The sequence below is a fragment of the Massilia aquatica genome (genome assembly GCF_011682045.1).
GTDB lineage: Bacteria > Pseudomonadota > Gammaproteobacteria > Burkholderiales > Burkholderiaceae_D > Telluria_A > Telluria_A aquatica.
The window spans coordinates 18,637-37,933 of the sequence record NZ_VVIW01000038.1; the positions used below are offsets into that span (position 1 = coordinate 18,637).

A 19,297-nucleotide genomic window follows, 5' to 3' on the forward strand; every position below is an offset into this window, starting at 1 on the left:
GGGTTGCTCAATACAGTTACAACTGCATCAGGTCGATCAGGATCTGGCGCGTGTTCAGGGTGGCGCCGCCCAGCTGGTGCGCCAGCAGGAAGCGCAGCAGCAGCTTGCTCTGCGCCTGCGTGAGCGGGTCGCTGTAGTCTTCGCGTTCCATGTCGAGCAGGGTCCGGCCGCTCACCACGGGCCAGCTGTCGCCAGCGCGCGCCGGGCGCGCGCCGCGCTCGGGGTCGACCACGTACTCGCCCTGTGGCTCGACCGCCGCGCGGGTGCTGGTGCAGCGCGCCAGGTCGGCCGCCACGCCTGTCTCTTTAAGTAAGGCCCGTTCGAATTTTCGCAAGACCACCGGCGCCGGTTCGTTATGCGCCAGCTGGTTCAGGGTCGAGACGTAGTGGTCGAACAGGGCCGGGTGCGGGTCGTCGCGCGCGATCAGCTTGACCAGCAGTTCGTTCAGATAAAAGCCGCACAGCAGCGCCGTCTTTTCGAGCGGGAGCATGCCGCCCACCCACTCGGCGTCGATCAGGGTGCGCAGCTCGGACTTGCCGCTCCACGCCGCTTGCAGCGGCTGGAAGGTCTGCAGCACACCGCGCAGTTTCGACAGCGGCCGCTTGGCGCCCTTGGCGACCAGGCCCACGCGGCCGAAGTCGCGCGTGAACATGTCGACGATCAGGCTGGTTTCTTTGTAGGGATAACTGTGCAGCACGAAGGCCGGCTGGCCGCTGACTTTTTCCACGCGCTGGGGCGCGCGCCGCCTCGCCGGCGCCGCTGCGGCCGGCGCTGCCGTCGTGGCGGGCGATCCCGGCGCTGGCGCGGCGACGGTCAGGTCGGCGTCGGTGGTGGGCATGCGGGCCGCTTCTGCGCCTTATTCGTAGCCGTAGGCGCGCAGGCCGGCTTCATTGTCGGCCCAGCCGGACTTGACCTTGACCCAGATTTCCAGGTACACCGGGCCGCCGAACAGCTTTTCCATGTCCAGCCGCGACTGGGTCGAGACTTCCTTCAGGCGCGCGCCCTTGTTGCCGATGACCATGGACTTGTGGGTGTCGCGCTCGACCAGGATGGCGGCGAAGATGCGCCGCAGGTCGCCTTCCTGTTCGAATTTTTCGATCAGGACGGTGCTGGTGTACGGCAGCTCGTCGCCGACCAGGCGGAACAGTTTTTCGCGCACGATCTCGGAAGCGAGGAATTTTTCGCTGCGGTCGGTGATGTCGTCCGGGCCGAACACCGGCGCGTTCTCCGGCAGCAGGCGCTTGATTTCATTTTGCAGGCCGTCGAGCTGGAACTTGAGCTTGGCGGAGACCGGCACGATCGCCGCGAAATCATGCTTGGCCGCGATCTGCTGGGCGAACGGCATCAGCGCCGCCTTGTCCTTGACCCGGTCCGACTTGTTGATCACCAGGATGCACGGCACGTCGCTCGGCAGCAGGTCGATCACTTGCTGGTCGGCCGGCCCGAAGGTGCCCGCTTCGATCAGGTATAAAATCACGTCGGCCGAAATGAGGGTGTTGGTGACCGTCTTGTTGAGCGTCTTGTTGAGCGCATTCGAGTGGCGCGTCTGGAAACCCGGCGTGTCGACATAAATGAACTGGGCGTCGTCCACGGTCTGGATGCCGGTGATGCGGTGGCGCGTGGTCTGGGCCTTGCGCGAGGTGATCGAGACCTTGGCGCCGATCAGCACGTTCATCAGGGTCGATTTGCCCACGTTCGGGCGGCCGACGATGGCGATATAGCCACAACGGAAGTTTTCTGGGGTAGTTGTGGCGTTCATGCTGATTTCGTTTCTGGATGCGGGTGTTTAGGGGTCTTGGCGTCGACCGGCAGGGTGCTGTCGTCGTCGCCATGGGAATCGGGATCGGCGTCGCTCTGGATGGTGGCGATGCCGGCCAGCTTGAGCTGGGCGGCGCGCGGCTTGGCCTTGCGGCCGGCCGCCGGGGTTTTCAGCAGGGCTTGCTCGGCCACCTCGAGCGCGAGCTTGGCGGCGGCCTGTTCGCCGGCGCGGCGGCTGCCGCCACGGCCGTACACCTGGATGCCGAGCTTGGGCACCAGGCATTCGATCTCGAATTCCTGGCTGTGCGCGGCGCCATGGGTAGCCACCACGTTGTAAGTCGGCAAAGAGATTTTTTTACTTTGCAGGAATTCCTGCAAGAGCGTCTTGGCATCCTTGCCCAGGGTGCGCGGGTCGACCGAGTCGAGGATGCGAATATAAAAGGCGCGGATCACGTCGCGCGCGGCATTGAAGCCGGCGTCGAGGAAAATCGCGCCCAGCAGCGCTTCGAGCGTATCGGCCAGGATCGAAGGACGGCGGAAACCGCCGGACTTGAGTTCGCCCTCGCCCAGGCGCAGGAACTGCGACAGTTCCAGCTTCTGGGCGATTTCGTAGAGCGATTGCTGCTTGACCAGGTTGGCGCGCAGGCGCGACAGGTCGCCCTCGTCGATGGCGGCAAAACGCTCGTACAAAACCGAGGCCACCACGCAGTTCAGGATCGAATCGCCCAAAAACTCGAGGCGCTCGTTATGCAAACTGCTGTGGCTGCGGTGCGTCAAGGCTTGCTGCAACAGGCCAGCATCCTGGAACGTATACCCTAAGCGCGTTTGCAATAACTGAAGATTCATGTGTCGGACTTCTTGGTTGGACTGCCTTAACGGACGGGTTCAGCTGGTTTTTCAGGGATCTTGCCGCTTGGATCGGTGGTGCCGGAATAATCGATCATCAAGGTGACGTTGGTGATCAGCGGGATGCGCGCGGTATAGTCGAAGGCGACCTGGGTCTCGCCGGTATCCTTGGTAATGATCAGCTCGTTCCCCTTGATGGAGTCGATGCGGTTGATATCTGCGTGCTTGTCGAAGCTGTTCTGGATCTCGCGCACCGTGCCGTCGGCTCTCTTGGCCGCCATGACGCCTTCCTTGACCGAGCGGTATTCCAGGAAAGTCGGGAAGACTTTCATGGCAAACATGGCAAGAAACGTAATCATTCCCAGCACAACGATCAGGCCAATCAGGGAAACGCCCTGCTGCTTGGCCAGATTGGCCGGTTTCGGTCCGTACATAGTCGATTCCCTGTGATGTTAGTGAATGCTGCCGATGCGTTTGAGACTACTGAAATTCATCCAGACAAAAAACGCCTTGCCGACGATATTCTTGTTCGGGACAAAGCCCCAGTAGCGGCTGTCGGCGCTGTTGTCGCGGTTATCACCCATCATAAAGTAATTGCCCGGAGGTACGACACAAGTAAACTGGTCGGTGCTGTAGGTGCAGGCTTCGTGTTGCGGGAAGGCCTTGACCTGTTCCGGGTTGTAGGTCAACTTGCCCGGCTCGTTGAGGATCCGGTGCGGCGGCTCCGACAGGGTTTCCGTGAATTGCTTATGGTACACGAGCTTTTCATCGTCGAGGTAGTCGTCCAGCGCTGCGTAGCCGAGCTCCTTGCCGTTGACCGAGAGGCGCTTGTTGGCATAGGTAATTTTATCACCGGGCACGCCCACCACCCGCTTGATATAGTCCTGGGTCATGTCTTCCGGGTATTTGAACACCATCACATCGCCGCGCTGCGGGTCGTTGACGTCGATGATCTTCTGGTTCAGCACTGGCAGGCGAATGCCGTAGGTGAACTTGTTCACCAGGATCAGGTCGCCGATCATCAGGGTCGGGACCATCGAGCCGGAGGGAATCTTGAACGGTTCGTACAGGAACGAGCGCAGGATGAACACCAGCGCAATCACCGGGAAGAAACTGCCCGAGTACTCGATCCAGGTCGGCTGGCGCAGGATGCCCGCGGCGATCGCGTCGCGGCTGGTGTTGTCGACCTTGATGCCTTCGGCGCTCAGCTTGGCATTGCGCGCGTCGAAGGCGGCCAGGGCCGCATCGGCCGCGGCGCGCCGCTGACGCGCGAACCAGAACACATCCAGACACCAGATAATGCCCGTGAGCACCATCGCCACGAACAGGATCAGTGCAAAATTCCCTAAGATAAACTGCAGGTTCATTTATCGTCCACTTGTAAAATTGCCAGGAAGGCTTCTTGTGGAATTTCCACCGAGCCAACCTGTTTCATGCGCTTTTTACCGGCTTTTTGTTTCTCAAGCAATTTCTTCTTACGGCTGATGTCGCCGCCGTAGCACTTCGCCAGCACGTTCTTGCGCAAGGCTTTGACGTTCTCGCGCGAAATCACGGTGGCGCCGATGGCGGCCTGGATCGCCACGTCGAACATCTGGCGCGGAATCAGTTCGCGCATCTTGGCGGCCACCTGGCGGCCGCGGAACTGGCTGTTGGCGCGGTGCACGATGATGGCCAGCGCATCGACTTTTTCGCTGTTGATCAGCATGTCGACCTTGACCACGTCGGCCGCCCGGTATTCCTTGAACTCGTAATCCATCGAGGCATAGCCGCGCGAGGTCGATTTGAGGCGATCGAAGAAGTCGAGAACGATCTCGGCCATCGGCATTTCGTAGATCAGCTTGACCTGGCGGCCGTGGTAGCTCATGTCCATCTGCACGCCGCGCTTGCCGATGCACAGGGTGATCACCGAACCGACATATTCCTGCGGCATGTACAGATTGACCGTGACGATCGGCTCGCGCACTTCCTCGATCTTGGACGGGTCCGGCATCTTGGAGGGATTGTCGACCCGGATCAGGGAACCGTCGCGCATGATCACTTCGTACACCACGGTCGGGGCCGTGGTGATGAGGTCCATGTCGAATTCGCGTTCCAGGCGTTCCTGCACGATTTCCATGTGCAACAGGCCGAGGAAGCCGCAGCGGAAGCCGAAGCCGAGCGCCTGCGACACTTCCGGCTCGTACATCAATGCCGCGTCGTTGAGCTTGAGCTTTTCGAGCGAGTCGCGCAGCGCGTCGTACTGGTTCGCTTCGACCGGGAACAGGCCGGCGAACACCTGCGGCTGGACTTCCTTGAAGCCCGGCAAGGGCGCCGCGGCCGGCTTGGCGGCATGGGTGACGGTGTCGCCCACCTTGGCGGCCTTGAGTTCCTTGATGCCGGCGATCACAAAGCCGACCTGGCCCGCGGAAATCTGCGGCAGCGATTGCGATTTCGGGCTGAACACGCCCACGCTCTCGACCAGCTGCACCGATTCGGAGGCCATCAGCAGAATTTTTTCTTTCGGTTTCAGGGTGCCGTTGATCACGCGCACCAGCATCACCACGCCGACGTAGTTATCGAACCACGAATCAACGATCAGCGCCTGCAGCGGCGCGTCCGGGTCGCCTTTCGGCGGCGGCACGCGCGCGATCAGCGATTCGAGCACGTCTTCCACGCCCAGGCCGCTCTTGGCCGAGCACTTGACGGCGTCGGTCGCATCGATCCCGATCACGTCTTCGATCTCGGCAATGGCATTGGCCGGATCGGCGTGCGGCAAGTCGATCTTGTTAAGGACCGGCACCACTTCCACACCCAGGTCGAGCGCGGTGTAGCAGTTGGCCACGGTCTGCGCTTCCACGCCCTGGGACGCATCGACCACCAGCAGCGCGCCTTCGCAGGCCGACAGCGAGCGCGACACTTCATAGCTGAAGTCGACGTGGCCCGGGGTGTCGATCAGGTTCAGGTTGTACACCTGGCCGTCGCGCGCTTTGTAATGCAGGGCCGCGGTCTGGGCCTTGATGGTAATGCCGCGCTCGCGCTCCAGGTCCATCGAATCGAGCACCTGGGCTTCCATGTCGCGGTCGGACAGGCCGCCGCAGATCTGGATGATACGGTCGGCCAGGGTCGATTTGCCGTGATCGATGTGGGCGATGATGGAAAAGTTACGTATGTTGTTCATTAATGCAATTCAAAACCAAGTAGGGAAGGACGACATTCGGGGTGGTCGCGCGCGCTTTGCAGTGCCGGCTAGCCGTATCGGGCGACGCCGCCCCATACGAAAAAAGCGCTCCGTGGGGGCCATGGCAATCCCCAGGCGAGCGCCTTATCAAGCAAGAGAAGCTGTCAAGCTCAGGACAGAAGCTATTTCCGACCCCGCATTTTACCGGATTTCAGGGTAGAAAGCCGGGTAAATCCCGAATTCCGCGTAAACATTGTTAAATCAATACATCGAACGTGGCCAGGTAGCCGCGTACGGCGGCCTCATCGAGGAAGTAGTGGCACAGCTCTGGCTGGGAGGGGTCGCCGAACAGGACCGGCACCAGTTCGTCGAAGCGTTCGACCAGGGCCGGGTCGGCGTCGACGTCGATCACGTCCACGGCGAAGCGGATGGCGTCGGTTTGCAGGGCGTTGAGGGCGGCGAGCAGGTCGTCGCACAGGTGGCAGTAGCCGCGGGAATACAGGGTAAATCGGATCATGGGGCGGGTGGCAGAAAGAAAGGAGCGGCGGGCACGCGGCCCGCCGCAACAAGTGGCGGGGACGGGGACCCTCTACTGGCGCGGGCGGATCACCACGTACTGGGTGGTTTCGTCGCGGCGCACCAGCACGGCGGCGCTTTTCTTCGGATCGAGCTTGGCGACCATGGCGTTGAACTGCCTGGCGTCCTTGACTTCGACATTGTTCAGCTGCAGGATCAGGTCGCCCGGACGCAGGCCGGCGCGCGCCGCCACCCCTTCGCTGGCGTCGACCAGCACGCCGCCGGTCAGGTCGAGCTCCTTGCGCTGCACCTCGCTCAGGTCGGACACATGCAGGCCCACCGCGTTCGGGGCTTGCTCGGGGGCCGGCTTCTTGACGGCCGGCTTGCGCGCCGACTTGTCGTCGTCGAGGGCGACGATGCCCACCGGAATCTCTTTCTGCTGGCCCTGGCGCCAGACCGTGACAATGGCCTTGCTGCCGACGGCGGTGGAGCCGACCAGGCGCGGCAGGTCGGCGCTCTTCTGGATATCCTGGCCGTTGAATTTGAGAATGATGTCGCCGACCTTGATGCCGCCCTTCTCGGCCGGCCCGCCCGCTTCCACGCGCGCCACTTCGACGCCGCGCGCCTTGCCCAGGCCCAGCGACTCGGCCACTTCCTTGCTCACTTCGCCAATTTCGACGCCCAGGCGGCCGCGCGTAACGCGCCCGGTCTTCTTGAGCTGGTCGGCCACGCGCATCGCTTCGTCGATCGGCACGGCAAAGGAAATGCCGTTGTAGCCGCCGGACAAGGTCGCGATCTGCGAATTGATGCCGATCACTTCGCCGCGCATATTGATCAGCGGACCGCCCGAGTTGCCGGGATTAACCGCCACATCGCTCTGGATCAGCGGCAAGTACTCGCCGGTGTCGCGCGATTTCGCCGAAATGATGCCGGCCGTGACGGTGTTATCGAGATTAAACGGCGAGCCGATGGCGATCACCCATTCGCCGACGCGGATCTTGTTGGAGTCGCCGATGGTCAGGCTGGGCAGCTGTTGCGCCTCGAGCTTGAGCACGGCCACGTCGGAGCGCTTGTCGGAGCCGAGCACCTTGGCCTTGAATTCGCGCCGGTCCGTGAGCGTCACCAGCACTTCGTCGGCGCCGTCGACCACGTGGGCATTGGTCAGCACAAAGCCGTCGGCCGAGACGATAAAGCCCGACCCGACCCCGCGCTGCACTTCTTCCTCCTGCGGCTGCTGGGGCGAACGGCGCCCGCGCGGATCCTGGCCGCGCGGCACCGCGCCGCCGAAGAAGCGGCGCAGGAATTCCTGCATTTCCTCTTCATTGGGACTGCCCTGCCCCTGCTTGAGTTTTTCGGTGGTGCGGATATTGACCACCGCCGGGCCGACTTTGTCGATCAGGTCGGTAAAATCGGGCAAGCCCTTGACCAGCGGCGCGCCGGCTGCGGCGGCGGCAAGCGCGGCGGCGCCGGCGGTGGGAGCAAAGGCCAGGGCCGAACCGGCGATAAACAGGGCGGAGAAAATCTTGTTGCCAGCGGAGAGTGTCATGGTCATCGGAGTGAGGAATCGGAACAAAGATTGACGTTATGGTAAGCCAAAACGCCATCTTTGTCGCGCCGCGCTGCGCGCAGCGGGTGGCGGGCCGGGTTTTTAACGGCAAACCCTGCCCGCCGCCGTCCGCACTCAGGGCACCGAGCTGATCGGCGGCTTGATCGCGGCGGCGGCCTTGGGATCGGTGGCGCCGTCGGCCACGCCCGCGCTTGCCTCAAGCGCGCCAGCCGCCCTGGCTTCGGCGCCAGCATCGGCATCGGCCGCCAGTGGCGCCACGCCGGCCTCGCCGGGTTCGACCGTGGCGGCCGCCTTGACCACGGCAATGGTCACCAGCTCGGCCCCCGCCGCAATGCTGGCCTCGGCTGCGGCTGCGGCGCTGGCGCCGGGCGCGTCCATGCCATCGTCCGCCGCCTCGCCGACCACCCGGGCCTCGGGGTCGGGCGGCGTGCCCGCGCCGGCGCTGGCACCAGACGCGTCGCCCGCGACGGCGCCGATCCCGGTCACCGGCCCGGCGGCGCCGGCGGCCACCGCCACCGCCAGCGCCACCGGCGCCGGCGCGCTGCGCGCCAGCGCCTCGCCAGATGCGCGCACGCTGCGCTTGCCGGGCAAGGGCTCGGCCGCCAGGCGCGCCGCCAGTTTATCGGCAAAGCCGGGCGACAGGTGCGGCGCGCCCTGCTCGCGGATCACGTCGCGGATGCGGTGGTAGGCATGCCAGGCGTGCTCGCCCTCGGCCGAGCGCAGCGCCTCGTCGGGCAGCGTGGAAGGCGACAGTTCGTGGTCGCTGAATGCCGAGATCTGCTCCCGGATGGTTTTCGGGGTGTCCATCGATATTTCCATCACTGTGATTGGTGACCAAAAGTTAACCGATTAGAGCGATCATTGCTACACCTAACGTCGTTTGTCATGCGGATCGTCGAGCAAGGGCCTCAACTTCTCGGCAATCACTTCGCGGGCCCGGAAGATGCGGCTGCGCACTGTGCCGATAGGACATGACATGACTTCAGATATTTCCTCGTAGCTCAACCCTTCAATTTCGCGCAGGACAATCGCGGTCCGCAGTTCCAGCGGCAACGCTTCCATCGCGGCATTGACCGTATACGCGATCTGCTTGCTTGCCAACACCGATTCCGGGGTGTTGATATCCCGCAAACTTTCCGCATCGTCAAACGCTTCGGCACGCTCGGCATCGGCCTCGGTCGAGGTCGGGGCGCGCCTGCCCTGTGTGACGAGAAAATTCTTCGCCGTATTGATACCGATCCGGTACAGCCAGGTATAAAAAGCAGAATCCCCCCTGAAGTGCCGCAAGGCACGATAAGCCTTGATAAATGTTTCTTGCACTACGTCCTCGGCCTCGGCCGGATCATGCACCAGGCGCGATACCAGCCGCATCAGCCTGCGCTGATATTTGCTGACCAGCAGGTCGAACGCCTGCCTCTCGCCAGCCTGGACGCGCTCAACCAGCAGTTGATCACACTCGCGTTCTGTCGTCACTGACCCTGCCCTCTTGGCTGCGGCAGCGAACCGTCCCTATGTCTATAGAGTTGGCCGCTTGCAATAAGTTCAAAGTATTTTGTTATTTCCGACAAATTGTTTGTCCCGCCCGGCAATGGCCCGTACAGCGACCGACAATGCCCGGAACTGCTCGCGGGACACGCTGTCCGGCCAGATGAGCTGTACAGTGATGCGCTTGCCAGTGGGTGAACCCAGCAGCAGGAGCAGGCTGTGCGGCCAAATAGTCGATCCGGGAAGCAATTGCAGCACATCCGCTTGCGCCGGTACTGCGCCCAAGCTCTGTTGTACCGTCAGGCGAATCTCGCCGAGTCCAGAAATATCAATCCTGCGCCGCTTTTCCCCCTGCCTCGATGCACTCCATGCAAGCATTGCTGCCAAGGCGCAAGCCCCAGCGGACACTGCCGTCCAAACGCCGGCCGCGCCCATGCCCGCGGCCCAGCGCCCGGCGAGCGCAAGTGCCACGGCCAGATTGAGCGCGGCGTAGCCAAGCAGGACCAGGCGCAGCAAGCGCGACGGCCTGATGCAGGCGGAGACCGCAATCGACATAATCAGAAGGAAAGGTGCTGCGGGGCGCCAGTGCGTCATGGTGCACTGGGCAAATCGGACCCCGGCGAGTGCCGCCGGCGTTTCATCGACGCCCACACTTGAGACAAGTGCAGGCGCCGAAAGTTCATACTAAGACGCGAATATTTTCCTGCGCGTCATTTCCCCATGGATAGGGGGAGCAAGCAACGATCAAGCCTTGCCGAACACCAGGGTACCGTTGGTACCGCCGAAGCCGAACGAGTTCTTCACCGCGATGTCGATCTTCATCTCGCGCGCCGTGTTGGCGCAGAAGTCCAGGTCGCAAGCGGGGTCCTGGTTGAAGATGTTGATCGTCGGCGGCGAGATCTGGTGATGCATCGCCAGCACGGTGAATACTGCTTCCAGCCCGCCGGCGCCGCCCAGCAGGTGGCCGGTCATCGACTTGGTCGAATTAACCACCAGCTTGCCGGCATGCTCGCCGAAAGTCTTCTTCAGGCCCTGCACTTCGGCCACGTCGCCCTGCGGCGTCGAGGTACCGTGCGCATTGACGTAATTGACCTGGTCGGCGTTCACGCCGGCGTTGGCCAGGGCCGATTTCATGCAGCGGCTGGCGCCACTGCCGTCTTCGACCGGGGCCGTCATGTGGTAGGCGTCGGCGCTCATGCCAAAGCCCAGCAGTTCGGCGTAGATCTTGGCGCCGCGCGCCTTGGCGTGCTCGTATTCTTCCAGCACCATCACGCCGGCGCCTTCGCCCAGCACGAAGCCGTCGCGGTCGATGTCCCACGGACGCGAGGCGGTGGCCGGATCGTCGTTGCGCGACGACAGCGCGCGTGCCGAGGCGAAACCGCCCAGGCCCAGCGGCGAGATGGTCGCTTCGGCGCCGCCGGCGATCATCACGTCGGCATCGCCATACTCGATCAGGCGGCCAGCCGCGCCGATGCTGTGCAGGCCGGTGGTGCAAGCCGTGACGATGGCCAGGTTCGGACCGCGCAAGCCGTATTCGATCGACAGGTTGCCCGAAATCATGTTAATGATCGAGGCCGGAACGAAGAACGGCGAAATGCGGCGCGGCCCGCGCTTGCTGTAATCTTCCTTGGTGTCTTCGATCAGCGGCAAGCCGCCGATGCCGGACCCGACGATCACGCCGATGCGGTCGGCATTTTCTTCGGTGACCACCAGTCCGCTATCGCGCATGGCTTGCATGCCCGCCGCCATGCCGTAATGGATAAACGTATCCATGTGGCGGGCATCCTTGGCCGAGATGTAATCCTCGATATTGAAACCCTTGACTTCGCCCGCGAAGTGGGTCGAAAAAGGCTGCGCATCAAACCTGGTGATGTTGGCAATGCCCGACTTGCCGGCCAATGCGGCGTTCCACGTGTCGGCAACCGTGTTGCCGATAGGTGAAACGGCGCCCAGCCCGGTGATGACGACACGACGATTTCGTGAACGGCTCAAGCGATTCTCCCGAGAAAATTGTAAAACTTAGGCCTTGACGTGCGCCGTGGCGTAGTCGATTGCCTGTTTCACGGTGGTGATCTTTTCAGCTTGTTCGTCAGGGATTTCCATTTCGAATTCGTCTTCCAGCGCCATCACCAGTTCGACGGTGTCGAGGGAATCAGCGCCGAGGTCGTCAACGAACGAGGATTCGATTTTGATGTCTACTTCTGCAACGCCAAGTTGCTCAGCGACGATTTTTTTAACGCGTTGTTCGATATCCGACATGTTATGGCTCCATTGTGTGTGTTACGGAAAGTGCGCGCATTTTATCAGGTTTGCGCGGCGAAAAACTAATTTCGGTGTCTGCCGCAAATTCCACCGAACGTACTGCTAAATGACGAGAATTCCCTTTATTCTCTCCGTGCGCACGTCCGCAAATGGGAGCCGACAAAGGGATTTCAACATCAATTCATATACATTCCGCCATTCACGTGCAGGGTCGTGCCCGTGATATACGCCGCCTGCGGTCCCGCCAGGAAGGCCACCGCGTGGGCGATGTCTTCCGGCGCGCCCAGGCGTCCCAGCGGAATCTGCGTCAGCAGACCGGTGTGCTGCTCGGCACTCAGGGCGCGGGTCATATCGGTATCGATAAAGCCGGGCGCGATGCAGTTCACCGTAATGTTGCGGCTGCCGATCTCACGCGCCAGCGCCCGGCTCATGCCAGCCACGCCGGCCTTGGCGGCCGCGTAATTCATCTGTCCCGCGTTGCCGGCCGAGCCGACCACCGAGGTGATATTAATGATACGCCCATGTTTGGCTTTCATCATGCCGCGCAGGACCGCGCGCGACAGGCGCCCCACGGCCGACAGGTTGGTGGCGATGACGCTGTCCCATTCCTCGTCCTTCATGCGCATAGCCAATTGATCCTGGGTAATGCCGGCATTGTTGACCAGGATCGACAGGCTGCCGAAGTCCTTTTGCACGGCGTCGATGGTGGCGGCGCAGGCGGCGGCGTCGGTCACGTTGAGCACGGCGCCCTTGCCGCCGAATTCGGCCAGGTAATCCGAAATGGCTTGCGCGCCGCTCTCGCTGGTGGCGGTGCCGACCACCCTGGCGCCCTGGCGGGCCAGTTCGAGTGCGATGGCCTTGCCGATGCCGCGCGACGCGCCCGTTACCAGGGCGACTTGATTTTCCAGATTCATTGATGTCCTTTTATTCTGAGGTTCCGCAATACTGCGCTTAAGCCGCTGGCGGCTGATTGAGGCTGCTCAATACGCGCTCCAGCGAAGCCTGATCCACCAGCGCCTCACCCACCAACTGCGCATCGATGCGCTTGGCCATGCCGATGAGCACCTTGCTCGGCGCCGATTCGATCACTTGCGTCACGCCCTCGGCCGCCATCTTCTGCATGGTTTCAACCCAGCGCACCGCACCGGCCGCCTGGCGCACCAGTGCATCCTTGATCGCCTCGGGATCGTTCAGGATAGTCACGTCGACGTTGTTGATCAAGTCGATCCGCGGTACGGCGAACGGCACGTCGTTCAGGTACGCGCGCAGGCGGTCCGACGCCGGTTTCAGCAAGGACGAGTGAAACGGCGCCGACACCGCCAGCTTCATGGCGCGCTTGGCGCCTTTCGCCTTGGCCAGTTCGCAGGCGCGCTCGACGGCGCCATTATGGCCGGCGATCACGATCTGGGTCAGCTCGTTGAAATTGACGGCCTCGACCACTTCGGCCGGGTTGGCGGCTGCCGCTTCGGCGCACACCGCGCGCACCTCGTCGGCCGCCAGGCCGAGAATGACGGCCATGCCGCCCTGCCCGACCGGCACCGCTTCCTGCATGGCCTGGGCACGGAAGCGCACCAGCGGCACCGCATCTTTAAAGGCGATCACGCCGGCCGCGACCAGGGCCGAATACTCGCCCACGCTGTGTCCGGCAACCACCGACGGCACGGCGCCGCCGGCCGCGATCCAGGCGCGGTACACGGCGACCGAGGCGCTCAGCATGATCGGCTGGGTGTTGGTGGTCAGGTCCAGCTCTTCCTTGGGACCGTCGGCGATCAGCTTGCCGAGATCGAAGCCGAGCGCTTGGCTGGCTTCGGCGATGGTCTGGTCGACCACCGCGTTGCCGGCGAAGCCGTTCAACATGCCGATGGCTTGCGAACCCTGGCCGGGAAATACAAACGCGAATTTACTCATGGGATAGTGTCCTCCTGTTTTGTTTTTATGGCGGCATCCGCACCAAGGACTGGTGCGGGCAACAATCGGCTGGCGCAGCCCGCAGGCTGCGCCCGGCCCTTACATGCGCACCAGCACGGCGCCCCAGGTGAAGCCGCCGCCAACGCCTTCCATCATGACGTTGTCGCCGGCCTTGATGCGGCCGTCGCGCACGGCGATGTCGAGCGCCAGCGGAATCGAGGCGGCCGAGGTATTGCCATGCTGGTCAACCGTGACCACCATTTTATCCAGCGGCAAGCCGAGCTTTTTGGCCGTGCTTTTCATGATGCGGATATTCGCCTGGTGCGGCACCAGCCAGTCGACCTGGGCGGCCGTCATGCCGGCGTGTTCCAGCACTTCGTTGGCCACCTGTTCGAGCACGGTGACGGCCAGCTTGAAGACCGCCGGGCCATCCATGTACAGGAAGCCGCTGCCGGCGATCGCGCCGCCGGCCAGGGTGCCCGGCACGCTCAGGATGTCCGAATAGCGCCCGTCGGCATGCAGCTTGCTCGACAGGATGCCCGGCTGTTCCGAGGCGGACAGCACGATGGCGCCGGCGCCGTCACCGAACAGCACGCAGGTGGTGCGGTCGTTAAAATCGAGAATGCGCGAAAACACTTCGGCGCCGATCACCAGCACGTTCTTGTGCGCGCCCGACTTGATGAAGGCGTCCGCCACCGACACCGCATACACGAAGCCGCTGCAGACAGCCTGCACGTCGAAGGCGGCGCTGTTGTTGTGCATGCCGAGCTTGCGCTGGACGATGCAGGCGGTGCTGGGAAAGCTGCCGTGAAAGTCCGGGGTCGAGCTGGCCACGATGACGAGGTCGATTTCCTCGGCATGCTTGCCGGCCATCGCGAGCGCCTGCCTGGCGGCTGCGACCGCCAGATCCGAGGACAATTCGTCGGGCGCTGCGTAATGCCGGTTTGAAATGCCGCTGCGCGAGACGATCCACTCGTCCGAGGTTTCGATGCCCTTGGCCGCCAGTTGCTCGGTCAGGTCGCCGTTGGAGACGCGCTTGGCCGGCAGATAGCTGCCGGTGCCGATAATTTTGCTGTACAAGGTCATGCTGGCCGTCCTACGAGTGGGTTATTCCTGGCACTTCCGGGTCAGGCGTGCGGGGCATCAACTCGGTGATCATGGCCGAGAGCTGCTCCTGCACATTGTATTTTGCCGCGTCGAACGCCCTTTTGATCGCCCACTCATACGAGTACGCATCGGCGCCGCCATGGCTCTTGAACACCAGGCCGCGCAAACCGAGCAGGCTGGCGCCGTTGTAGCGCGACGGATTGAAGGTGTTGGAAAATTTCTTCAACGCACCTTTCCCGAGCAAGGCGGCCAGCATGGTCAGCGGCGTGCGCTTGAACTCGGTGGTGAGGGCGTCCTTGACGAAGCGGCCCAGTCCCTCGACCGCCTTGAGCGTGACGTTGCCGACGAAACCGTCGCACACCACGATGTCGGTGGTGCCCTTGAAGATATCGTTGCCTTCGACGTTGCCAAAGAAATTCAGGGAGCCGCGCTCATGGTCTTCGCGCAGCAGCTTGGCGGTGGCCTTGACCACTTCATTGCCCTTGATTTCCTCGGTGCCCACGTTGAGCAGGCCGATGGTGGGACGCTTGATGCCTTCCATGGCCGAGACCAGCACCGACCCCATGATGGCGAACTGGTGCAGGTGATGCGGCTCGCAGTCGACATTCGCGCCCAGGTCGAGCATATAGGTCGGGCCGTTTTTCTGGTTGGGAAGGATCGAACAGATGGCGGGACGGTCGACCCCGGCCATGGTCTTGAGCACATAGCGCGAGACCGCCATCAGGGCGCCGGTATTGCCGGCGGAGACGCAGGCCTGGGCCTTGCCGTCCTTCACCAGTTCGATCGCCACGCGCATCGACGAATCCTTCTTGCGGCGCAGCGCGATTTCGATGGGATCGTCCATCGTCACCACTTCCGAGGCATGCAGGATGGACAGGCGCGGATGGTTGTCGGCTTTGTGTTTTTTGAGTTCCGCGCGCACGTCGTCCTGCAAGCCGACCAGAATCAGTTCTGCTTCAGGTTCGCTGTTAAGGAAAGAAAGTGCTGCGGGGATAGTAACTGACGGGCCATGATCGCCGCCCATGCAGTCAATGGAAATTTTAATTGTCATTTTGTGGATTCGTACCGCGACTCAACAGCGTGTGGCGGCAGGATGCGATCTGTATGTGGACGAACGCCAAGCAGAGTCTGCGTAATTCGAAATGACGGTGTGCAAAGCTGGTTTGCAGCCGGGGACAAAGAAAAAGCGGTGCGACGCACAAAAAAGTCGTTGCACCGCTTTTATCTTACTCAAACTAAAACGTCGATTACTCGTCGTTTTTGGTTTTGAGGACTTTGCGACCACGGTAAAAGCCGTTAGGGCTGATGTGGTGACGCAGGTGCGTTTCACCGGTGGTTGGCTCGATGCCCAGTTGTGGCGCGACCAGGAAGTCGTGCGAACGGTGCATACCGCGCTTCGAAGGGGATTTCTTGTTTTGCTGAACAGCCATGATGACTCCTAATACATAAGTTCTAAAATTCTAACACAATCGATCAGCAAATACATGCGAATCGAGTATCCCAGCGGCAAAATTTCTTTACCGACATGTTTTAACGCCGACCTACCTTTACTACCAATGCCATACTCGACTACAACACGCGTTTGACACGTTCTTTTCTACTGCTTGTTCTGTTCGGGCGCTCGCCAAACCTACTGCGCGGCGCCATTTTCGCCCTGCGATGCTCACCGTACCTTCGTACGGCTGCGCTTCTCGCACGAAACTGACGCCGCTCGCTACGGTTTTTCGAGCGCCCTGTATTCTGGCCGCTGTGCGGCCTGCCGGGGCAACGCCCATTACTCCGGCTTGAGATTCTTCAGCCCCGCAAAGGGCGACGGCTTGTCGGACTTGACCGCGTCGAGCAGTTTGTTGTCCGGGCACACGTCATGTTTCGGCACTTGCGGCAGGGCCAGCAAGGCTTCGTCTTCGAACAGGTCGCGCACATCGCATTCGCGGCTGCCGACGATGACGTCGATGCTCTCATCGTTCAAGACTTCTTCGATCTCGTCCGCATGCTCATCATCCTTGCCGAGCATCAGCACGGTGGACGAATCCATCTCGTAAGCGAACGGGGCCAGGCAACGCTGGCATACCAGCTGGACCGTGCCGGACACCGACAAGGTCATTTGCGGATAGCCCAGCTTGCTGGTCGACCCATCGATGGTCCAGGCAATCTGGCCCGACTGGTCGGCACAATCCTTGTTCAACCGGCTCATTTCAGCGACAGGCGTGACGCCCTCGCGATGGCCGTTGCTTCGACAAAACTCGAAAGCGTCGATGACAAAAGCACTCATTGCAGAAATTTTCCCCGGAAAACCTGCGATAATAACAGGCTTCTCGTTGTGGAGTCAAAGACTTAGCGCGATTATTTGGGCAAGGACCCGCGCGCTGTTGCTGGCGCGTGTACCCCGCGCCCGCCACATGAATCCCGCTGCGCCCGCTTATAGGGACAGCCAACAGGACTGAAGTACGACATGATACCAACTTCCAGCGCACCGCGGCTAATTCTTGCATCGAGTTCCGCCTACCGGCGCGAATTAATCGGGCGCCTGCGCCTGCCGTTCGACGTTCTGGTGCCCGCTATCGACGAAGCGCCGCTGGCCGGCGAGCTGCCCGAAGCGACCGCGCTGCGCCTGGCGCGCGCCAAGGCCGAAGCGGTGGCGGCGCGCGCGCCCGGCAGCGTGGTCATCGGGTCCGACCAGGTCGCCACGCTCGACGGCGCCCAGATCGGCAAACCCGGCAACCATGCCAACGCCCTGCTGCAACTGCAAACGATGCGCGGGCGGCGCGTGGTGTTCCACACGGCGCTGTGCCTGTGGGATGGCCGCACCGGCACGGCGCAGGTGGAGAACGTGCAAACCTTCGTCACCGTGCGCGACCTGCCCGACGCCGAACTGGACGCCTACCTGCGCATCGAACAACCCTACGATTGCGCCGGCAGCGCCAAGAACGAAGCGCTCGGCATCGCCATCCTGGAACGCATCGACAGCACCGACCCCACCGCCCTCACCGGCCTGCCCCTGATCGCCCTGACCGGCATGCTGCGGCGCGCCGGTTTTACCTTTTTTACACAGTGAGCATTATGTCCGGCACTTTATATCTGATCCCCAACACCCTCGGCGCGACCGATCCGAGCAGCGACGCGCTGGCGCACATCATCCCGGAGCAAGTTCAGGCCCAGACCGCGCGTCTTGATTACTTTGTCGCCGAAAACGCCAAAACCGCGCGCGGCTTCCTGAAACTGATTGCGCTGCGCCATCCCCTCGCAAAAACCTTGCAGGAAATCGAGATTGCCGAACTGAACGTGAACACCCCGGCGCAAGCGCTGGCGGGCCTGCTGGAACCCTTGCTGGCCGGGCGCGACGCCGGACTGATCTCGGAAGCGGGCGTGCCGGCGGTGGCCGATCCCGGCGCCGACCTGGTGCGCCTTGCGCACGAGCGCGGCATCCAGGTGCGGCCGCTGGTCGGACCGTCCTCGCTGCTGCTGGCCGTGATGGCGAGCGGCTTGAACGGGCAGAGTTTTGCTTTCAACGGCTACCTGCCCACCGATGCCGCCCTGCGCACCAAGCGCATCAAGGAGCTGGAAGCGCGTTCGCGCGCGGAAAAGCAGACCCAGCTGCTGATCGAAACGCCCTACCGCAACGGCGCCATGCTCGAAGCGCTGGTGGGCGCCTGCCAGCCGGGCACCCTGATCTGCGTCGCGACCGATTTGAGCTTGCCGACGGAATCGATCCGCACCCTGAACGGCGGCAAATGGAAGGCGCTGCTGGCAGCCGGCAAGGCGCCGGATTTCCACAAGAAGCCGACCGTGTTTTTGCTGCTGGCATAAAGGGAGGCCCGCCGTGCCGACGACTTCCCGTTTTTTCCCGGCGGCCTACACGCATTTTGTCGACAATGGGCTGGGCAGCCTGGAATGGGCTGGGGGAACGCTCCGCAATGCGCGCGATGCGTAGCGCTCGCCCTCCCCCTAAGGAAGTGCTTATATGGACGTCCCTTGGATTGCAAGCTTTTAGCAGCACAATGCATCAACGCAAGTTGCAGTCTTATATACGGCCTGTCTGCGCAGGCGTTGCATCCTGCTGGCCCGGATGGCTTTCGCGGGCAAGGCGCCTATCTGATTTTCGGGCATAACGGCGCTTTTCCCTATCGGCGTGTGCTTGCCCCGGCATGAGCTGTTGACCCATCACTTTGCTGTTGCCTGCTCTCCCTTACAACTCTCTGTGCAAGTCCGCATTGAGCGGATTTTGCGTACCTCAACTTCACCCGGCTCGATGTTGGCGCGCGCAATGGGCGCCCGGTCGCGGCCTGCCCACCAGCACCGCCTCCTCGCCGTCCTCCGCACAATGCTTGCGCACACGATCCACCGTCGCGCTGCCAACGCCGAGCGGATCAACAATGTCGGCCTCCGACCTTCGTGGCTCAACAACAGAATGCGTGCACGCGCCAGCTTACGCGCGGCATGTCTCCCCTTGCTCAACAACGCTGTTAATCGCTCACGTTCCGATTCTTTCAGGATAATTCGATATTTCAACATGACGTCACGCCAGTAAAAACTCACCCGGAGCTCAGACATCATCATACTGACGCTGCTGTGGTCTAATTTGCTCGGACACCTCAATAGGTGGAAAATCCACCATCTGAGGAGTAATACATGGCAACAAGAAAGCGGAAGACATTCGATCCCAGCCTGAAGCTGGAAGTGGTTCGAATGAT

At 62.2% G+C, this 19,297-nt stretch carries 21 protein-coding genes; 2 read left to right on the top strand and 19 right to left on the bottom strand.

Annotated elements, in window-relative coordinates:
• Positions 1-16 precede the first annotated feature (16 nt).
• From recO to F1609_RS32135, 19 genes are all read right to left on the bottom strand, one after another.
• On the bottom strand, positions 17-838 hold the full coding sequence (gene recO, locus F1609_RS32045; protein ID WP_167081656.1) for a DNA repair protein RecO: 822 nt from the start codon (positions 836-838) through the stop codon (positions 17-19).
• Between the two features lie 18 nt (positions 839-856).
• On the bottom strand, positions 857-1,759 hold the full coding sequence (era, locus tag F1609_RS32050; protein WP_167081658.1) for a GTPase Era: 903 nt from the start codon (positions 1,757-1,759) through the stop codon (positions 857-859).
• Complete coding sequence (rnc, locus tag F1609_RS32055) at positions 1,756-2,604, bottom strand: ribonuclease III (RefSeq protein ID WP_229422175.1); 849 nt, start codon at positions 2,602-2,604, stop codon at positions 1,756-1,758. Before rnc ends, era begins: the two co-directional genes overlap by 4 nt.
• A 26-nt stretch (positions 2,605-2,630) precedes the next feature.
• On the bottom strand, positions 2,631-3,038 hold the full coding sequence (locus tag F1609_RS32060; protein WP_167081660.1) for a DUF4845 domain-containing protein: 408 nt from the start codon (positions 3,036-3,038) through the stop codon (positions 2,631-2,633).
• Positions 3,039-3,056: 18 nt separating this feature from the next.
• Positions 3,057-3,971 (bottom strand): signal peptidase I, encoded by a 915-nt coding sequence (lepB, locus tag F1609_RS32065; protein ID WP_167081662.1) that lies wholly within the window; start codon positions 3,969-3,971, stop codon positions 3,057-3,059.
• Positions 3,968-5,761 (bottom strand): translation elongation factor 4, encoded by a 1,794-nt coding sequence (gene lepA, locus F1609_RS32070; protein WP_167081664.1) that lies wholly within the window; start codon positions 5,759-5,761, stop codon positions 3,968-3,970. Before lepA ends, lepB begins: the two co-directional genes overlap by 4 nt.
• A gap of 256 nt (positions 5,762-6,017) precedes the next feature.
• The gene (locus tag F1609_RS32075; protein WP_167081666.1) at positions 6,018-6,278 is read right to left on the bottom strand and encodes a glutaredoxin family protein; all 261 of its coding nucleotides are present in this window, start codon (positions 6,276-6,278) and stop codon (positions 6,018-6,020) included.
• A gap of 72 nt (positions 6,279-6,350) precedes the next feature.
• On the bottom strand, positions 6,351-7,823 hold the full coding sequence (locus tag F1609_RS32080) for a DegQ family serine endoprotease (protein WP_167081668.1): 1,473 nt from the start codon (positions 7,821-7,823) through the stop codon (positions 6,351-6,353).
• Between the two features lie 135 nt (positions 7,824-7,958).
• Positions 7,959-8,651, bottom strand: a complete 693-nt coding sequence (locus tag F1609_RS32085; protein ID WP_167081670.1) for a sigma-E factor negative regulatory protein — start codon at positions 8,649-8,651, stop codon at positions 7,959-7,961.
• 63 nt (positions 8,652-8,714) lie between these two features.
• A complete protein-coding gene (rpoE, locus tag F1609_RS32090) occupies positions 8,715-9,317 on the bottom strand; it encodes an RNA polymerase sigma factor RpoE (RefSeq protein ID WP_167081672.1) in 603 nt (200 codons plus the stop codon).
• 69 nt (positions 9,318-9,386) lie between these two features.
• Positions 9,387-9,923: a protein YgfX gene (locus tag F1609_RS32095; protein ID WP_167081674.1), complete on the bottom strand. Its 537-nt coding sequence runs from the start codon at positions 9,921-9,923 to the stop codon at positions 9,387-9,389.
• A gap of 150 nt (positions 9,924-10,073) precedes the next feature.
• Positions 10,074-11,321 carry a beta-ketoacyl-ACP synthase II gene (gene fabF / locus F1609_RS32100; protein WP_167081676.1) on the bottom strand — a complete coding sequence of 416 codons (1,248 nt, stop codon included), beginning with the start codon at positions 11,319-11,321 and terminating at the stop codon, positions 10,074-10,076.
• A 27-nt stretch (positions 11,322-11,348) separates the two neighbouring features.
• The gene (acpP, locus tag F1609_RS32105; RefSeq protein ID WP_018059410.1) at positions 11,349-11,588 is read right to left on the bottom strand and encodes an acyl carrier protein; all 240 of its coding nucleotides are present in this window, start codon (positions 11,586-11,588) and stop codon (positions 11,349-11,351) included.
• A 179-nt stretch (positions 11,589-11,767) separates the two neighbouring features.
• Positions 11,768-12,505 carry a 3-oxoacyl-ACP reductase FabG gene (gene fabG / locus F1609_RS32110; protein WP_167081678.1) on the bottom strand — a complete coding sequence of 246 codons (738 nt, stop codon included), beginning with the start codon at positions 12,503-12,505 and terminating at the stop codon, positions 11,768-11,770.
• A gap of 37 nt (positions 12,506-12,542) precedes the next feature.
• Complete coding sequence (gene fabD, locus F1609_RS32115) at positions 12,543-13,499, bottom strand: ACP S-malonyltransferase (protein WP_167081680.1); 957 nt, start codon at positions 13,497-13,499, stop codon at positions 12,543-12,545.
• A gap of 99 nt (positions 13,500-13,598) precedes the next feature.
• Positions 13,599-14,585 carry a beta-ketoacyl-ACP synthase III gene (locus F1609_RS32120; protein WP_279401130.1) on the bottom strand — a complete coding sequence of 329 codons (987 nt, stop codon included), beginning with the start codon at positions 14,583-14,585 and terminating at the stop codon, positions 13,599-13,601.
• Positions 14,586-14,595: 10 nt separating this feature from the next.
• The gene (plsX, locus tag F1609_RS32125) at positions 14,596-15,657 is read right to left on the bottom strand and encodes a phosphate acyltransferase PlsX (protein WP_167081682.1); all 1,062 of its coding nucleotides are present in this window, start codon (positions 15,655-15,657) and stop codon (positions 14,596-14,598) included.
• Positions 15,658-15,853: 196 nt separating this feature from the next.
• Entirely contained in the window at positions 15,854-16,036 is a 183-nt protein-coding gene (gene rpmF / locus F1609_RS32130; RefSeq protein WP_008449924.1) for a 50S ribosomal protein L32, read from the bottom strand.
• Positions 16,037-16,380: 344 nt separating this feature from the next.
• A complete protein-coding gene (locus F1609_RS32135; protein ID WP_167081684.1) occupies positions 16,381-16,878 on the bottom strand; it encodes a YceD family protein in 498 nt (165 codons plus the stop codon).
• A gap of 180 nt (positions 16,879-17,058) precedes the next feature.
• Here F1609_RS32135 and F1609_RS32140 point away from each other — a divergent pair, with 180 nt between their 5' ends.
• Together F1609_RS32140 and F1609_RS32145 are read left to right on the top strand one after the other, a co-directional pair.
• Complete coding sequence (locus F1609_RS32140) at positions 17,059-17,661, top strand: Maf-like protein (protein ID WP_167081686.1); 603 nt, start codon at positions 17,059-17,061, stop codon at positions 17,659-17,661.
• Between the two features lie 5 nt (positions 17,662-17,666).
• Positions 17,667-18,413 (top strand): SAM-dependent methyltransferase, encoded by a 747-nt coding sequence (locus F1609_RS32145; RefSeq protein ID WP_167081688.1) that lies wholly within the window; start codon positions 17,667-17,669, stop codon positions 18,411-18,413.
• The last annotated feature ends 884 nt before the right edge of the window (positions 18,414-19,297 follow it).

Bases quoted from the DNA above. Each gene is read 5' to 3' on its own strand.
- recO (WP_167081656.1), bottom strand. From the start codon at position 838: ATGCCCACCACCGACGCCGACCTGACCGTCGCCGCGCCAGCGCCGGGA.
- era (WP_167081658.1), bottom strand. From the start codon at position 1,759: ATGAACGCCACAACTACCCCAGAAAACTTCCGTTGTGGCTATATCGCC.
- rnc (WP_229422175.1), bottom strand. From the start codon at position 2,604: ATGAATCTTCAGTTATTGCAAACGCGCTTAGGGTATACGTTCCAGGAT.
- F1609_RS32060 (WP_167081660.1), bottom strand. From the start codon at position 3,038: ATGTACGGACCGAAACCGGCCAATCTGGCCAAGCAGCAGGGCGTTTCC.
- lepB (WP_167081662.1), bottom strand. From the start codon at position 3,971: ATGAACCTGCAGTTTATCTTAGGGAATTTTGCACTGATCCTGTTCGTG.
- lepA (WP_167081664.1), bottom strand. From the start codon at position 5,761: ATGAACAACATACGTAACTTTTCCATCATCGCCCACATCGATCACGGC.
- F1609_RS32075 (WP_167081666.1), bottom strand. From the start codon at position 6,278: ATGATCCGATTTACCCTGTATTCCCGCGGCTACTGCCACCTGTGCGAC.
- F1609_RS32080 (WP_167081668.1), bottom strand. From the start codon at position 7,823: ATGACACTCTCCGCTGGCAACAAGATTTTCTCCGCCCTGTTTATCGCC.
- F1609_RS32085 (WP_167081670.1), bottom strand. From the start codon at position 8,651: ATGGACACCCCGAAAACCATCCGGGAGCAGATCTCGGCATTCAGCGAC.
- F1609_RS32095 (WP_167081674.1), bottom strand. From the start codon at position 9,923: ATGACGCACTGGCGCCCCGCAGCACCTTTCCTTCTGATTATGTCGATT.
- acpP (WP_018059410.1), bottom strand. From the start codon at position 11,588: ATGTCGGATATCGAACAACGCGTTAAAAAAATCGTCGCTGAGCAACTT.
- fabG (WP_167081678.1), bottom strand. From the start codon at position 12,505: ATGAATCTGGAAAATCAAGTCGCCCTGGTAACGGGCGCGTCGCGCGGC.
- fabD (WP_167081680.1), bottom strand. From the start codon at position 13,499: ATGAGTAAATTCGCGTTTGTATTTCCCGGCCAGGGTTCGCAAGCCATC.
- F1609_RS32120 (WP_279401130.1), bottom strand. From the start codon at position 14,585: ATGACCTTGTACAGCAAAATTATCGGCACCGGCAGCTATCTGCCGGCC.
- plsX (WP_167081682.1), bottom strand. From the start codon at position 15,657: ATGACAATTAAAATTTCCATTGACTGCATGGGCGGCGATCATGGCCCG.
- rpmF (WP_008449924.1), bottom strand. From the start codon at position 16,036: ATGGCTGTTCAGCAAAACAAGAAATCCCCTTCGAAGCGCGGTATGCAC.
- F1609_RS32135 (WP_167081684.1), bottom strand. From the start codon at position 16,878: ATGAGTGCTTTTGTCATCGACGCTTTCGAGTTTTGTCGAAGCAACGGC.
- F1609_RS32140 (WP_167081686.1), top strand. From the start codon at position 17,059: ATGATACCAACTTCCAGCGCACCGCGGCTAATTCTTGCATCGAGTTCC.
- F1609_RS32145 (WP_167081688.1), top strand. From the start codon at position 17,667: ATGTCCGGCACTTTATATCTGATCCCCAACACCCTCGGCGCGACCGAT.